Source organism: Pseudomonas sp. 1176_21, from assembly GCF_052850635.1.
This window is the reverse complement of the sequence record NZ_VXCV01000004.1, coordinates 319,754-334,566: the sequence shown is the minus strand read 5'-3', so window position 1 is coordinate 334,566 and position 14,813 is coordinate 319,754. Positions and strand designations below refer to the sequence as shown.

Annotated in this window: 14 protein-coding genes; 7 read left to right on the top strand and 7 right to left on the bottom strand. The window is 66.5% G+C overall.

Features of this window, described 5'->3' with window-relative positions:
* The first annotated feature begins 2 nt into the window (after window positions 1-2).
* The 3 genes from thrC (at window position 3) to FW760_RS12375 (ending at window position 2,443) form a co-directional block, all read left to right on the top strand.
* Window positions 3-1,412 (top strand): threonine synthase, encoded by a 1,410-nt coding sequence (thrC, locus tag FW760_RS12385; RefSeq protein ID WP_043863192.1) that lies wholly within the window; start codon window positions 3-5, stop codon window positions 1,410-1,412.
* Between the two features lie 227 nt (window positions 1,413-1,639).
* Window positions 1,640-2,038 carry a response regulator gene (locus tag FW760_RS12380; RefSeq protein WP_052504291.1) on the top strand — a complete coding sequence of 133 codons (399 nt, stop codon included), beginning with the start codon at window positions 1,640-1,642 and terminating at the stop codon, window positions 2,036-2,038.
* A 117-nt stretch (window positions 2,039-2,155) separates the two neighbouring features.
* Window positions 2,156-2,443, top strand: coding sequence for a DUF3509 domain-containing protein (locus FW760_RS12375; RefSeq protein ID WP_054915027.1), 288 nt, complete (start codon window positions 2,156-2,158; stop codon window positions 2,441-2,443).
* A gap of 171 nt (window positions 2,444-2,614) precedes the next feature.
* On the opposite strand, the gene FW760_RS12370 is transcribed toward FW760_RS12375, so the two are convergent.
* Window positions 2,615-3,472 carry a TIGR02285 family protein gene (locus FW760_RS12370; RefSeq protein WP_043863194.1) on the bottom strand — a complete coding sequence of 286 codons (858 nt, stop codon included), beginning with the start codon at window positions 3,470-3,472 and terminating at the stop codon, window positions 2,615-2,617.
* Window positions 3,473-3,480: 8 nt separating this feature from the next.
* Window positions 3,481-4,680 carry a CaiB/BaiF CoA transferase family protein gene (locus tag FW760_RS12365; RefSeq protein ID WP_043863195.1) on the bottom strand — a complete coding sequence of 400 codons (1,200 nt, stop codon included), beginning with the start codon at window positions 4,678-4,680 and terminating at the stop codon, window positions 3,481-3,483.
* Window positions 4,681-4,833: 153 nt separating this feature from the next.
* Here FW760_RS12365 and FW760_RS12360 point away from each other — a divergent pair, with 153 nt between their 5' ends.
* From FW760_RS12360 to FW760_RS12350, 3 genes are all read left to right on the top strand, one after another.
* The gene (locus tag FW760_RS12360; RefSeq protein WP_054915026.1) at window positions 4,834-5,376 is read left to right on the top strand and encodes a YaeQ family protein; all 543 of its coding nucleotides are present in this window, start codon (window positions 4,834-4,836) and stop codon (window positions 5,374-5,376) included.
* A 45-nt stretch (window positions 5,377-5,421) separates the two neighbouring features.
* On the top strand, window positions 5,422-7,131 hold the full coding sequence (gene recJ / locus FW760_RS12355) for a single-stranded-DNA-specific exonuclease RecJ (RefSeq protein WP_088514561.1): 1,710 nt from the start codon (window positions 5,422-5,424) through the stop codon (window positions 7,129-7,131).
* 107 nt (window positions 7,132-7,238) lie between these two features.
* The gene (locus FW760_RS12350) at window positions 7,239-8,345 is read left to right on the top strand and encodes an NADH:flavin oxidoreductase/NADH oxidase (protein WP_043863198.1); all 1,107 of its coding nucleotides are present in this window, start codon (window positions 7,239-7,241) and stop codon (window positions 8,343-8,345) included.
* A gap of 65 nt (window positions 8,346-8,410) precedes the next feature.
* Here the strand turns inward: FW760_RS12350 and FW760_RS12345 are convergent, their stop codons facing one another.
* The 5 genes from FW760_RS12345 to ydcS form a co-directional block, all read right to left on the bottom strand.
* The gene (locus tag FW760_RS12345) at window positions 8,411-9,835 is read right to left on the bottom strand and encodes a gamma-aminobutyraldehyde dehydrogenase (protein WP_258662239.1); all 1,425 of its coding nucleotides are present in this window, start codon (window positions 9,833-9,835) and stop codon (window positions 8,411-8,413) included.
* Window positions 9,836-9,859: 24 nt separating this feature from the next.
* Window positions 9,860-10,669 (bottom strand): ABC transporter permease, encoded by an 810-nt coding sequence (locus FW760_RS12340; protein ID WP_043863200.1) that lies wholly within the window; start codon window positions 10,667-10,669, stop codon window positions 9,860-9,862.
* The gene (locus FW760_RS12335; protein WP_446443804.1) at window positions 10,659-11,564 is read right to left on the bottom strand and encodes an ABC transporter permease; all 906 of its coding nucleotides are present in this window, start codon (window positions 11,562-11,564) and stop codon (window positions 10,659-10,661) included. The genes FW760_RS12340 and FW760_RS12335 overlap by 11 nt, the downstream gene beginning before the upstream one ends.
* Window position 11,565: 1 nt before the next feature.
* Complete coding sequence (locus FW760_RS12330) at window positions 11,566-12,606, bottom strand: ABC transporter ATP-binding protein (RefSeq protein ID WP_446443803.1); 1,041 nt, start codon at window positions 12,604-12,606, stop codon at window positions 11,566-11,568.
* Between the two features lie 110 nt (window positions 12,607-12,716).
* Window positions 12,717-13,868, bottom strand: a complete 1,152-nt coding sequence (gene ydcS, locus FW760_RS12325; RefSeq protein WP_253086888.1) for a putative ABC transporter substrate-binding protein YdcS — start codon at window positions 13,866-13,868, stop codon at window positions 12,717-12,719.
* A 175-nt stretch (window positions 13,869-14,043) separates the two neighbouring features.
* Between ydcS and FW760_RS12320 the strand changes: the two genes are divergently transcribed.
* On the top strand, window positions 14,044-14,763 hold the full coding sequence (locus FW760_RS12320) for a tellurite resistance TerB family protein (RefSeq protein ID WP_054915019.1): 720 nt from the start codon (window positions 14,044-14,046) through the stop codon (window positions 14,761-14,763).
* Window positions 14,764-14,813 lie beyond the last annotated feature (50 nt).

The following is a 14,813-nucleotide window of genomic DNA, read 5'->3' as shown; positions in this document are numbered from 1 at the left end:
TCATGCGTTACATCAGTACCCGCGGCAAGGCACCGGCCCTGAATTTTGAAGATGTCCTGCTGGCCGGCCTGGCCAGCGATGGCGGCCTGTACGTGCCGGAAAACCTGCCGCGCTTCACCCAGGAAGAAATCGCCTCGTGGGCCGGCCTGCCGTACCACGAGCTGGCCTTCCGGGTGATGCGCCCGTTCGTCACCGGCTCCATTGCCGATGCCGACTTCAAGAAGATCCTCGAAGAAACCTACGGCGAGTTCGCTCACGCCGCGGTTGCCCCGCTGCGTCAGCTGAACAGCAACGAGTGGGTGCTGGAGCTGTTCCACGGCCCGACCCTGGCGTTCAAGGACTTCGCCCTGCAACTGCTCGGCCGCCTGCTCGATCACGTGCTGGCCAAGCGCGGCGAGCGCGTGGTGATCATCGGTGCCACCAGCGGTGACACCGGTTCGGCTGCCATCGAAGGCTGTCGGCGTTGCGACAACGTCGACATCTTCATTCTGCACCCGCACCAGCGTGTGTCGGAAGTTCAGCGTCGCCAGATGACCACCATCTTCGGCGAGAACATCCACAACATCGCCATCGAAGGCAACTTCGACGACTGCCAGGAGATGGTCAAGGCCAGCTTCGCCGACCAGGGCTTCCTCAAGGGCACCCGCCTGGTGGCCGTGAACTCGATCAACTGGGCGCGGATCATGGCCCAGATCGTGTACTACTTCCACGCCGCCCTGCAGTTGGGTGGCCCGGCGCGTTCGGTGGCGTTCTCGGTGCCTACCGGCAACTTCGGCGACATCTTCGCCGGCTACCTGGCGCGCAACATGGGCCTGCCGATCAGCCAGCTGATCGTGGCAACCAACCGCAACGACATCCTGCACCGCTTCATGAGCGGCAACCAGTACGTCAAGGAAACCCTGCACGCCACCCTGTCGCCGTCGATGGACATCATGGTGTCGTCGAACTTCGAGCGCCTGCTGTTCGACCTGCACGGTCGCAACGGCGCCGAGATTGCCGGCCTGATGGAGACCTTCAAGCAGGGTGGCGGCTTCAGCGTCGAGCAAGACCGCTGGACCGAGGCGCGCAAGCTGTTCGATTCGCTGGCGGTGGATGATGCGCAAACCTGCGAGACCATCGCCGACGTGTTCGCGCAAACCGGCGAAGTGCTCGACCCGCACACCGCGATTGGCGTCAAGGCCGGCCGCGAGTGCCGTCGCAGCCTGGACACGCCGATGGTGGTGCTGGGTACCGCGCACCCGGTCAAGTTCCCCGAGGCGGTGGAGAAGGCGGGCGTGGGCAAGGCCCTGGAGCTGCCGGCGCACCTGACCGACCTGTTCTCCCGCGAGGAGAAATGCACGGTACTGCCCAACGACCTGAAAGCGGTGCAGGCCTTCGTCAGCCAGCACGGCAACCGTGGCAAGCCGCTCTGACGGCAGCGGTATGCAGCGTTGAACCAGGCCCCGGTGCGCAAGCCCCGGGGCTTTTTGTTGCGCGGCCCGCCATGCCACGGCAGGAACCTGGCTTGCTGGCGAACCGACGCGACGCGTCGATACCGTGGCGACACGAGGACGTTGCCGCCCCCTGGTTTCGGATTTTTCCTATGGGACGCCCGCGCGGGCTTTCCTAGAGTGGGCGCCCGTCCAATCCGGAGTCGCCCATGCGCTCACTCAAGGTTCTGCTTCTGGAGCCCCATGCCTATCGGCTGATGAACCTGCACCAGATGCTCAATGGCCTGGGCATCTACGACGTGCGCGTGGCTGAAACGACCCTCCAGGCGCACGGTGTGCTCGAACGACGGGGGCCGGTGGATATCGTCATCTGTGACCCGCTGTCGCCCGAGCACGATGGCATGGGCTTCATCGAGCACCTGGCGCTGCACGGCCTCGCCAGTGCCCTGATTGTCCTCAGTGGCGCCAGGCGCAGCGTGCTCCAGGGGGTTGTCGAACTGATCGAGCTGTCGGGCCTGCGGGTGCTGGGCAGCACCCCCGCGCCAGCCAGCCCCAGCCAGTTGCACCCGTTGCTGCTGCAACACCCGGAGGCCGGGCCCGTGGCATGAATCTGTCATGTGCACCGGGCATGCTCGATGAACGTGCAGCGCGCCGCGGCAGAACTTTCAGCCTGTGCCGAGGGTCAGTGAAAGACCCCCTTCAACAACAACGTGAACGGTGAATGGATGGACAATATCAGCTTGTTGCTAAGTGAAGCATTGACGCCCTATCAGGTCACGCTGACCTCCCGGCATGCCAGTGCCGACTTCGACCTGCAGCTGGTCGACCCTGCCGGCGACACCGTGCTGCAGCGCAGTGTCAAGGCCAGCCAGCTGCATGACCAGCGCCTGCTCATCGACCTGGTGGACGGTATCCAACGTGACCTGCGCATCCACGAAGGACGCCTGCAACCCTGCGTGATCGCAGCCCTCAAACATGCCCGCCAGGGCCGCGCGCAAATCGTTGCGGCGTGACGGGAACCTTTGTCCAGACAGGTACTCAGACAGCTTAAGGACAGTTGAACGGCATTTTGCTCCGATGCCGCCAGGCTGTTCGTGCGAGGCTCCAAGCAGCCCTCGTTTAACCCCGACGGCCTCCCCACCGCTCGGGGTTTCTTTTTGCCTGCGTAAAAGCGCGTGCCGGGGTCAGTGCTGGCTCAGCAGCTCGCGCGCCGCATCGAGGTAGGTCTTGCGCTGGTCGGGCTCTAGCCATTGTGCATACAGCGGTGCCAGGGTCTGCAGGCGCAGGTTGCGCAGCAACTGGTCGAGGTGGCTGATGGCCTCGCGGCCCAGCGGGGTGTCGGAGCAACCCACGTAGGTCAGCTGGTAGCGTGCCACGCCCTTGATCGGAAAGTACGTCAGGGCCTGGGGCTGCGGCTGCTTTTCGTTCATGTAGCGCACTTCCGGCCAGTAGGCCAGCAGCAGGTTCAGGCGCCCCAGCTGCTGCATCTGCAGCAGGCTGCCCACCGCATCGTTGCCGTAATGGCGGCTGATGGTGGCGGGCGGGGCGTTGGCCAGTATCGCGTCCACGGCGGGGCTGTAGCTGCGCTGGCCGACGACACCGAGCTTGTGCGTGTTGCTTGCCAGCAGGGCGTCCAGGTCGATTTCGCCATCGTGCAGGTACGGCGCAAGGCTTGCCTGGTCACTCTGGCGGGCAATCACCATGTTGCTCTGCGCAGCCAGCGCCGGTATCGAGAACTTCACGAAGCGCTCGCGCTCCGGGGTTCGCAGCAGCGTGGGGTCGCAGGTGAAGGAGGGCTCCTGGAGCATCTGCATGCCGCGCGCGCGGTTGACCCGCACGATGCTGTGCTGGTACTCGGGCATCTGCGCAATGAGCAGCGGCAGCAGCTGGTCCATGGCGCCCTGGCCGGTTTTGGGGCCCTCGAACACGGTCAGCGGCGGCAGGTCGCGCAACAGCCAGGTGAGGGTTTCCTTGGCCCAGCTCGAGGCAGGCAGCAGGCTCAGCAGCACAGCCAGCAGTGCGCCGTGCAGGTTGCAGCACATGGCGCGACTCAGACCGCGCCCTGTTCGCGAAGATGGGCGATCTGCGCCGCGTCATAGCCCAGCTCGCCCAGCAACTGCGCGGTGTGCTCGCCCAGCGCCGGCCCCACCCATTCGCTGGAGCCTGGGGTGTCCGACAGCTTGGGCACGATGCCCGGCATCTTGAACGGCTTGCCGTCGGGCAGCCTGGCCTGGAGGAACATCTCGCGGGCGAGAAACTGTGGGTCGCTGAACATGTCCTCGGCCGAATAGATGCGGCTGGCCGGCACCTGGGCCTGGTTGAGCACCTGCATCAGGGTGTCCAGCGGCACGCTGCGGGCCCAGCGGTCGATCACCGCATACAGCTCGTCGCGGCGCAGGTCGCGCCCGTCATTGCTGGCCAGCGCCGGGTCGGCGGCCAGGTCGTCGCGCCCGATGGCCTGCATGAAGCGTTTGAAGATCGCATCGCCATTGGCGCCGATCTGCACATGCTTGCCATCGGCGCTGGTATGGATGGAGGAGGGGGTGATGCCCGGCATGATGTTGCCGGTGCGCTCGCGGATGAAGCCGAACACGTCGAACTCCGGCACCATGCTCTCCATCATCGCGAAGATGGCCTCGTACAGGGCCACGTCGACCACCTGGCCCTGGCCCCCGTTGACCTCGCGATGACGCAGCGCCATCAGTGCGCCGATCACGCCCCACAGCGCGGCAATCGAGTCGCCGATGGAAATGCCGGTGCGTACCGGCGGGCGGTCCTCGAAACCTGTGATGTAGCGCAGCCCGCCCATCGACTCGCCGACCGCGCCGAAGCCGGGCTGGTCTTTCATCGGCCCGGTCTGGCCGAAGCCGGACAGGCGTACCATCACCAGCTTCGGGTTCAGCGCGTGCAGTACCTCCCAGCCCAGGCCGAGCTTTTCCAGCACGCCGGGGCGGAAGTTCTCGATCAGGATGTCGGCCTCGCCCAGCAGCTGCTTGAGAATGGCCAGGCCTTCGGGGTGCTTGAGGTTGAGCGTGAGCGACTGCTTGTTGCGCGCCTGCACGAACCACCACAGCGAGGTGCCCTCGTACAGCTTGCGCCATTTGCGCAGCGGGTCGCCGCCATCGGGCGATTCGACCTTGACCACCTGGGCGCCGAATTCGGCGCAGATGCGCGAGGCGAAGGGGCCGGCGATCAGGGTGCCGAGTTCGATGACTTTGAGGCCGGCAAGCGGTTTGGTGGGCAACGACATGGGGCTTCCGTGGCAGCAGGGCAGAGCGCTAGTTTTTATCACAGGGCGGCAGCGGCAGATACTGCTGTTGGCCGCAGATTGTACGGTTCGGTTCGTTGATTGCCAGCGCATCGGTTAGACTGGGCGACTTTTCCTGTTACCAGAAGCCCGTCCATGGCCCAGCCGTCCACCACCTACAAGTTTGAACTGAACCTCACCGATCTCGACCGCGGCGTGTACGAAAGCGTCAAGCAGACCATCGCCCGCCACCCTTCGGAAACCGAAGAGCGCATGGCCGTGCGCCTGCTGGCCTATGCCCTCTGGTACAACGAGCAGCTGTCGTTCGGTCGCGGCCTGTCGGACGTCGACGAGCCGGCGCTGTGGGAAAAAAGCCTGGATGACCGGGTGCTGCACTGGATCGAAGTCGGCCAGCCCGATGCCGACCGCCTGACCTGGTGCTCGCGCCGCACCGAGCGCACCAGCCTGCTGGCCTACGGCAGCCTGCGGGTATGGGAAACCAAGGTGATCCCGGCGGTCAAGAACCTGAAGAACCTCAACATCGCCGCCGTGCCGCAAGAGGTGCTGGAGGTCCTGGCCAAGGACATGCCACGCGCCATCAAGTGGGATGTGATGATCAGCGAAGGCACGGTGTTCGTCACCGACGACCGCGGCCAGCACGAAGTCCAGCTGCAATGGCTGCTGGGCGAGCGCGGCTGATCCGCCCGCCGACCTTTTTCAAACCAGAGAAGCCTTGATCACTCCATGCGTATCGAACCGCGTTCACTGCCGTCCACCCTGCCGTTTCTTGGCGACCTGCCGCCCCTGCTGACCCGCCTGTACGCCGCCCGTGGCGTACAGAGCGCCGTCGAGCTGGACAAGAGCCTGGCACGCCTGCTGCCCTATCAGCAGCTCAAGGGTATCGACGCGGCGGTAGACCTGCTGGTGGAGGCACTGGACCAGCGCCAGCGCATCCTGATCGTCGGCGACTTCGACGCCGACGGTGCCACGGCCAGCACCGTGGGCGTGCTGGGCCTGCGCCTGCTGGGCGCCGCGCACGTCGACTACCTGGTGCCCAACCGTTTCGAATACGGTTACGGGCTGACCCCGGAAATCGTCGAGGTGGCACTGCAGCGCACGCCGCAGCTGCTGATCACCGTGGACAACGGCATCTCCAGCGTCGAAGGCGTGGCGGCGGCCAAGGCGGCCGGCCTGAAGGTGCTGGTCACCGACCACCACTTGCCAGGCCATGCGCTGCCGGCGGCCGATGCAATCGTCAACCCCAACCAGCCGGGCTGCGAGTTTCCGAGCAAGGCACTGGCCGGGGTCGGGGTGATCTTCTACGTATTGATGGCGCTGCGTGCGCGCCTGCGCAGCCTGGGCCGCTACGACGACCGCCCGCAGCCGAACATCGGCGAGCTGCTCGACCTGGTGGCGCTGGGCAGCGTGGCCGACGTGGTACCGCTGGACGCCAACAACCGCATCCTCGTGCACCAGGGCCTGGAGCGCATCCGTGCCGGTCGTGCGCGCCCGGGGCTCAAGGCGATTCTCGAGGTGGCCCGGCGCGAAGCGGCGCGCATCACCTCCACCGACCTGGGCTTCATCCTGGGCCCGCGGCTCAATGCTGCCGGGCGCCTGGACGACATGAGCCTGGGCATCGAATGCCTGCTCAGCGACGACCCGACCCTGGCTCGCGAGATGGCGGTGCAGCTGGACGAACTGAACCAGGACCGCAAGTCCATCGAGCAGGGCATGCAGCGCGAGGCGCTGGCCCAGCTCAAGGACCTGCCGCTGGAGTCGATGCCGTTCGGCCTGTGCCTGTACGAGGCTGACTGGCACCAGGGCGTGATCGGCATTCTGGCCTCGCGTCTGAAAGAACGTTATCACCGCCCGACTATCGCCTTTGCCGATGCCGGCGACGGCATGCTCAAGGGCTCTGCGCGCTCGGTGCCGGGCTTTCACATTCGCGATGCGCTGGACGCCGTGGCGGCGGCCAACCCGGAGCTGATCAGCAAGTTCGGCGGGCACGCCATGGCGGCGGGGCTGTCGCTGCCGGCCGAGAACTTCCCGGCGTTCGCCCAGGCGTTCGACGAAGAAGTCCGCCGCCAGTTGCAGGAGGACGACCTCACCGGCCGGCTGCTGTCCGACGGCAGCCTGGCGGTCGAGGAGTTCCACCTGGAGCTGGCCCGCGCCCTGCGCAACGCCGGGCCGTGGGGGCAGCATTTTCCCGAGCCGCTGTTTCATGGCGTGTTCCAGCTGGTGCAGCAGCGGGTGGTGGGCGAGCGTCACCTGAAGGTGGTGCTCAAGAGCGAATGCGGTTCGGTGACCCTCGACGGTATCGCCTTCGGCATCGACCGCGAGGTATGGCCCAACCCCACCGTGCGCTGGGTGGAGCTGGCCTACAAGCTGGACGTCAACGAGTTTCGCGGCAACGAGACGGTGCAGTTGATGATCGCCCACATCGAGCCGCGCTGAACCCCTGGGTGGGCAAACTGGTCTAGTCTCTCAGAGACCGGCACTGAGCCGCGGGGAAGCCAAGGCGCTCGGTCCGGTCCACCATTCGGAGACTGGAGAGGTGCCCCATGAGCCTGCTGCTTGAGCCCTATACCCTGCGTCAACTGACGCTGCCCAACCGCATTGCGGTCTCGCCGATGTGCCAGTATTCGAGCGTCGACGGCCTGGCCAACGACTGGCACCTGGTCCACCTGGGCAGCCGCGCGGTCGGCGGTGCCGGGTTGATCTTCACGGAAGCCACCGCCGTCACGGCCGAGGGCCGCATCACCGCCCAGGACCTGGGCCTGTGGTGCGACGAACAGATCGCCCCCCTGCAACGCATCACCCGCTTCATCACAGCCCAGGGCGTGGTGCCCGGCATTCAGCTGGCGCACGCCGGGCGCAAGGCCAGCACGCATCGGCCGTGGCTGGGCAAGCACGGCAGCGTCAAGCCCGAGGACGGTGGCTGGGTGCCGGTGGGGCCGTCGAAAATCGCTTTCGACCCGCAGCACACGGCGCCCACCGAATTGAGCGAAGGGCAGATCCACGAGGTGATCCAGGCCTTTGTCGAGGCCGCCCGGCGTGCACTGGTGGCCGGCTTCAAGGTTGTGGAGGTGCATGCCGCCCATGGCTACCTGCTGCACCAGTTTCTCTCGCCATTGAGCAACCAGCGTCGCGACCAGTACGGCAGCTCGTTCGAGAACCGCATTCGCCTGACCCTGCAGGTGACCGAGGCGGTGCGCGAGGTGTGGCCGTCGGAGTTGCCGCTGTTCGTGCGGGTATCGGCCACCGACTGGGTGGAGGATGGCTGGAACCCGGATGAAACCGTCGAGCTGGCCAAGCGCCTCAAGGCCCTGGGCGCCGACCTGATCGACGTGTCGTCGGGCGGCACCTCGATGAATGCCGAGATTCCCACCGGGCCTGGCTATCAGACACGCTTTGCCGAGCGGGTGCGCAAGGAATCGGGGATCGCCACCGGCACGGTGGGCATGATCACCGAGCCGGCCCAGGCCGAGCACATTCTGCGCACCGGCCAGGCCGACATCATCCTGCTGGCCCGCGAGCTGCTGCGCGACCCGTACTGGCCGCTGCATGCCGACGATGACCTGGGCGGGCAGAAGGCCATATGGCCGGCGCAGTACCAGCGTGCGACCCACCGCGACCAGCCGATCCACGAGTCCGACCTGCGCGATTGAAGGCTATGCCAAAGGGCCGCCGAGCGGCCCTCCTGCGCAGGTACCGCCTGCCTGCGCCGTGGGCCTCAATGCCTGAACATCACATGCCGCACGCAGGTGTAGTCCTCCAGCCCATACATCGACATGTCCTTGCCGTAGCCCGACAGCTTCTGCCCGCCGTGGGGCATTTCGCTGACCAGCATGAAGTGCGTGTTGACCCAGGTGCAGCCGTACTGCAACCGGGCGGACACCCGGTGGGCGCGGCCGACATCGGCGGTCCACAGTGACGAGGCCAGGCCGTAGTCCGAATCGTTGGCCCAGGCCAGCGCCTGCGCTTCGTCTTCGAAGCGGGTCACCGACACCACCGGCCCGAATACCTCGCGGCGCACGATCTCGTCATCCTGCTGGGCGTCGGCCAGCACCGTCGGCTCGAAGAAGAACCCGTCGCCCGTCACCGCCTTGCCGCCGGTGACCAGGCGAATATGCGGCTGGGCCACGGCGCGCTCCACCAGCGCTGCCACCCGGTCGCGGTGTGCGGCACTGATCAGCGGCCCGAGTTCGGTGTCCGGGTCGTCCTGCAACCCGTGCCGGAGGCTGGCCACTGCCTCGCCGAGCTTGTTCACGAAGGTGTCGTAGATGCCGGCCTGGGCATAGATCCGGCAGGCCGCGGTGCAGTCCTGCCCGGCATTGTAGAAGCCGAAGGTGCGAATGCCTTCCACCGCAGCGTCGATGTCGGCATCGTCGAAGATGATCACCGGGGCCTTGCCGCCCAGTTCCATGTGCAGGCGTTTCACGCTGTCGGCGGTGCCGGTGATGATCTGGCTGCCGGTGGCGATCGAGCCGGTCAACGACACCATGCGCACCTTGGGGTGGGTGACCAGGGGCATACCTACGCTCTGGCCCTTGCCGAACAGGATGTTGAGCACCCCGGCCGGAAACAGCTCGGCCGCCAGTTCGCCCAGGCGCAGGGCGGTCAGCGGGGTCTGTTCCGAAGGCTTGAGCACCACGGTGTTGCCGGCCGCCAGGGCCGGGGCGATCTTCCATGCCAGCATCATCAGCGGGTAGTTCCACGGCGCGATGGACGCCACCACACCCAGCGGGTCGCGGCGCACCATCGAAGTGTGCCCCGCCAGGTACTCGCCCGCCGCCGAGCCGCCCAGACAGCGGCTGGCCCCGGCAAAGAAGCGGAACACGTCGGCGATTGCCGGCAGTTCGTCGTTCAGCGCGGCCGGGTAGGGCTTGCCGCAGTTGTCCGATTCCAGCCTGGCCAGCTCCCCGGCATGGGCGTCTATCAGGTCGGCCAGCTTGAGCAGCAGTGCGGCGCGGTCTTTCGGTGCGGTCTGCGACCAGCCGTCGAAGGCATGGTCGGCGGCGCGCACCGCCGCATCCACCTGGGCTTCGCTGGCCTCGTTGATGTCCACCAGCACGCTGCCCAGCGCGGGGTTGAGCACGCTGTGGGCCGGGCCTTCGCCGGCGACGAGCTGGCCGTTGATCAGCAGTCGGGTTTGCATGGTGTTCGATCCTCCTGGTTCAGGTCATTTGCCGTCGCTGCCGGTCACGTTCTCGGCGCCACGGGTCAGGTAGTAGGCGCCCAGAATCGGCAGCATGGTCACCAGCATCACCAGCATGGCCACCACGTTGGTCACCGGCACGTCGCGCGGGCGGCTGAGCTGGTTGAGCAGCCAGATCGGCAGGGTGCGTTCGTGGCCGGCGGTGAAGGTGGTCACGATGATTTCGTCGAACGACAGCGCGAACGCCAGCATGCCGCCCGCCAGCAGGGCCGACCCCAGATTGGGCAGCACGATGTAGCGAAAGGTCTGCCAGCCGTCGGCGCCCAGGTCCATCGACGCCTCGATCTGGTTCTGCGAGGTGCGCCGCAGACGCGCGATGACGTTGTTGTAGACGATCACCACGCAGAAGGTGGCGTGGCCCACCACGATGGTGAAAATCCCGGGCTCGATGCCCAGGGTCTTGAACGCCGACAGCAGGGCGATGCCGGTGATGATGCCGGGCAGGGCGATGGGCAGGATCAGCATCAGCGACAGGCTCTCCTTGCCGAAGAAGCTGCGCCGGTACAGGGCCGCGGCGGCCAGGGTGCCAAGCACCAGGGCGATCAGCGTGGCCAGGCACGCCACCTGCAGCGACAGCTTGATCGACTCGAGCACGTCGGGGCGCGAAAACGCCACGCCGAACCACTTGAGGGTCAGGCCCCGGGGCGGAAAGCTGAAGGCCGCGTCTTCGGTATTGAAGGCGTACAGCACGATGATCAGGATCGGAAAGTGCAGGAACAGCAGCCCGCCCCAGGCGGCCAGGCGCAGCCCCGGCGAGGCGTTATCAGAGTGCATCGAAGGCTCCCAGGCGTTTGACGAGGGTCAGGTACACGGCGATCAGCATGATCGGCACCAGGGTGAAGGCGGCGGCCATCGGCATGTTGCCGATGGCGCCTTGCTGGGCGTACACCATGCTGCCGATGAAGTAGCCGGGCGGGCCCACCAGCTGCGGCACGATGAAATCGCCCAGGGTCAGCGAGAAGGTGAAGATGGAGCCGGCGGCGATGCCCGGCACCGCCAGCGGCAGGGTCACCTGCACGAACGTCTGGTGCGGGCGTGCGCCAAGGTCGGCCGAGGCGTGCAGCAGCGAGGGCGGCAGGCGCTCCAGCGCGGCCTGGATCGGCAGGATCATGAACGGCAGCCAGATGTACACGAACACCATAAAGCGCCCCAGGTGCGAGGTCGACAGGGTGCTGCCGCCCACCCCGGGAATGCCGAGCAGCCATTGCAGCAGTGGCTCCAGGTTCAGCTGCTGGACGAACCACTGGGCCACCCCGCCCTTGGCCAGCAGCAGGGTCCAGGCATAGGCCTTGACGATGTAGCTGGCCCACATCGGCATCATCACCGCGATGTAGAAGAACGCCTTGGTGCTGCCGCGGGTGTAGCGGGCCATGTAGTAGGCGATGGGAAACGCCAGCACCGCGCTGGCGATCGACACCGCCACCGCCATGCCCAGGGTACGCAGGATGATGTCGAAGTTGGATGGCTGCAGCAGCGCGGCAAAGTTGGCCAGGGTCAGCTCGGGCGTCACCGCCATGGTGAAGTCGTCGAAGGTGTAGAAACCTTGCCACAGCAGCGCCAGCAGCGAGCCCAGGTAGATCGCGCCGAACCAGATCAGCGGCGGTATCAACAGCATCGCCAGGTACAGGTTGGGGCGACGGTAGAGCAGGGTGGCCAGGCGCCGTATCATCTCAGCGGCCCTCGTCGAGCACGGTTTCGCGCAGCGCGGTCATGGCCTCGCGCGGCCAGTGGGCGTGCAGGCGCTGGCCGGGCTGCCAGGGGGCGGCGTCGGCATGCCACTGGCTGTTGGCCTGGCTCACCGCCAGCAACTGGCCGTTGTCCAGCTGCAGTTCGTAACGGGTGGTGCTGCCCTGGTACTGGATATCGTGCAGCACGCCGCTGAGCTGGAGGACGTCGCCCGGGATGGCCGACGCGCTCAGGTGAATGTGTTCCGGGCGGATCGAGAACGGCTGCGGGCTGGCCACCAGGTGTTGGGCCAGCTCGCCGCGCAGCACGTTGGAAGTGCCGACGAACTCGGCAACGAAGGGGGTGGCCGGTTGCATGTAGAGGTTGCGCGGCGTGTCGACCTGTTCGATGCGCCCGCGGTTGAACACCGCCACGCGGTCGGACATCGACAGCGCCTCGGTCTGGTCGTGGGTGACGAAAATGAAGGTGATGCCCAGCTGGCGCTGGAGCTTCTTCAGCTCGCCCTGCATCTGCTCGCGCAGCTTGAGGTCCAGCGCGCCGAGGGGCTCGTCCAGCAGCAGTACCCGGGGACGATTGACCAGCGCGCGGGCCAGGGCCACGCGCTGGCGCTGCCCGCCGGACAACTGCACCGGCTTGCGCTCGCCGTAGCCGGCCAGGGCCACCATGCCCAGGGCCTCTTCGGCGCGGGCATGGCGCTGGGCCTTGGCCACGCCCTTGACCTTGAGCCCGTAGGCCACGTTGTCGCGCACGTTCATGTGCGGGAACAGCGCGTAGTCCTGGAAGACCGTGTTGACGTCGCGCTGGTAGGGCGGCAGGCCAGCGGCTTCCACGCCGTGGATGCGAATCGAGCCGTGGCTGGGTTGTTCGAACCCGGCGATCAGGCGCAGGCAGGTGGTCTTGCCCGAGCCCGAAGGGCCGAGCATGGAGAAGAACTCGCCGTCTTCGATGTCGATGCAGACCCGGTCGACGGCCTTGACCTCGCCGAACAGGCGGGACACTTGGGTGAACTGTACGGCTGGGGGCATGCGGGGTACTCCACGGTTCTGCGAGGGCGGTGCGTTCGCTTTGCCGTCAAGGCCGGCCCCTTCAGGTGTGCGAGTCGCCTGCAGGGGCCGGCCTTGACGGCGAAGAGGCCCTAACGGCCGCCCATGATCGCGATGTAGTCCTGGGTCCAGCGGCTATAGGGCACGAACTTGCCCCCTTGCGCCTGCGGCGTGCGCCAGAACGCGATCTTGTCGAACAGGTCGAAACCGTTGGCCTTGCACCCGTCGGCCCCCAGCAGTTCACTGCCCGAACACGCCGCCGGCACCACCGGCAACGAGCCGAACCACGCCGCCACGTCGCCCTGCACCTTGGGCTGCAGCGACCAGTCCATCCATTTGTAGGCGCAATTGGGGTGCTTGGCCTCGGCGTGCAGCATGGTGGTATCGGCCCAGCCGGTGGCGCCCTCCCTGGGGATGGTCGAGGCCACCGGCTGCTTGTCGGCCTTGAGCCCGTTGACCATGTAGCCCCAGGAGCTTGAAGCCGCCACACCTTCGTTCTTGACGTCGCTCATCTGCACGGTTGCGTCATGCCAGTAGCGGTGAATCAGGGGGCGTTGCTGGCGCAACAGGTCGAGCACCGCCTTGTACTGGGTTTCGTTGAGCTCGTAGGGGTTGTCGATGCCCAGTTCCGGCTTGGCCGTCTTCAGGTACAGCGCCGCATCGGCGATGTAGATCGGCCCGTCATAGGCCTGCACACGGCCCTTGTTCGGCTTGCCGTCCGGCAGGTCCTGCGGCTCGAACACCACGCCCCAACTGGTGGGCGCCTGCTTGAACACCTCGGTGTTGTACAGCAGCACGTTCGGCCCCCACTGGTACGGCGTGCCGTAGACCTTGGCGTCGACCACGTACCAGGGGCCGTCCTTCAGGCGCGGGTCGAGGTGCTTCCAGTTGGGGATCAGGTCGGTGTTGATCGCCTGCACACGCTTGCCGGCAATCAGGCGCAGCGAGGCATCGCCCGACGCGGTCACCAGGTCGTAGCCGCCCTTGGTCATCAGGCTGACCATCTCGTCGGAGGTGGCGGCAGTCTTGACGCTCACCTTGCAGCCGGTGTCCTGCTCGAAACCGCTGACCCAGTCGTAGGCCTTGTCGCTCTCGCCGCGCTCGATGTAGCCGGGCCAGGCCACGATGTCCAGTTGCCCTTCGCCGGCACCCACGGCCTTGAGCGGCTCGGCGGCCTGCAGGCTGGCGCTTGCGAGGATCCCGGCGCCCAGGGCGCCAAGCAATGCGGTGGTGTGCACAAGCATGATGTTCCCTCTTTTATTGGAATTGTGCAGGGGCAGTGATGACGGTGCTGCAGCGGTGCATTCCCTACTAGCGTAGTGCGTTCCCGCGAATGCAACATCCAGAAGCAAATGCGCAGCGTGACGACGCAGGTCAGGCTTTACTCTGGCGTTTCATTTCCTTGTTGAGGACGTTCAGATGAACACCCGAGGTTTGCTCGACCAGTTGCTAAAGTCCGGCCAGGAGCTGCTGCAGAACCAGGCCGGCAAAGGTGCCAGCGCCAAGCCAGGGGGCAGTGGCGGGCTGGGTGGGTTGCTCGGCGGCGCCGGTGGCGGTGGCCTGGGCGGGCTGCTCTCCGGTGCCGGCGGTGGTGCGCTGGCGGCGGGCGCGATGGGCCTGCTGCTGGGCAACAAGAAGGCGCGCAGCCTGGGGGGCAAGGCGCTCACCTATGGTGGCCTGGCCGCCCTCGGTGTGCTGGCCTACAAGGCCTACGGCAACTGGCAGGCCCAGCAGGGCAGTGCGCCGCAGCGCGAACCGCAGACCCTCGACCGCCTGCCTGCCGCCCAGGTCGAATTGCACAGCCAGGCCATCCTCAAGGCGCTGGTGGCTGCGGCCAAGGCCGACGGGCATGTCGACGAGCGCGAGAAGGCGCTGATCGAAGGGGAGTTCGTCAAGCTCGACAACGACCACGAGCTGCAACAGTGGCTGCATGCCGAACTCAACCGACCGCTGGACCCGGCCGACGTCGCCCGCGCCGCCACAACGCCGGAAATGGCGGCCGAGATGTACATCGCCAGCGTCATGCTGGTGGACGAGGAACACTTCATGGAGCGCGCCTACCTCGACGAGCTGGCCAAGCAGCTCAAGCTCGACCCGGCCCTCAAGGCCGAGCTGGAAAAACAGGTTCGCCAGGCCTGAGTCAGCAAATGCGGGCATATGGCCATCGCGCAGGCCATTTTGCCCGAGCC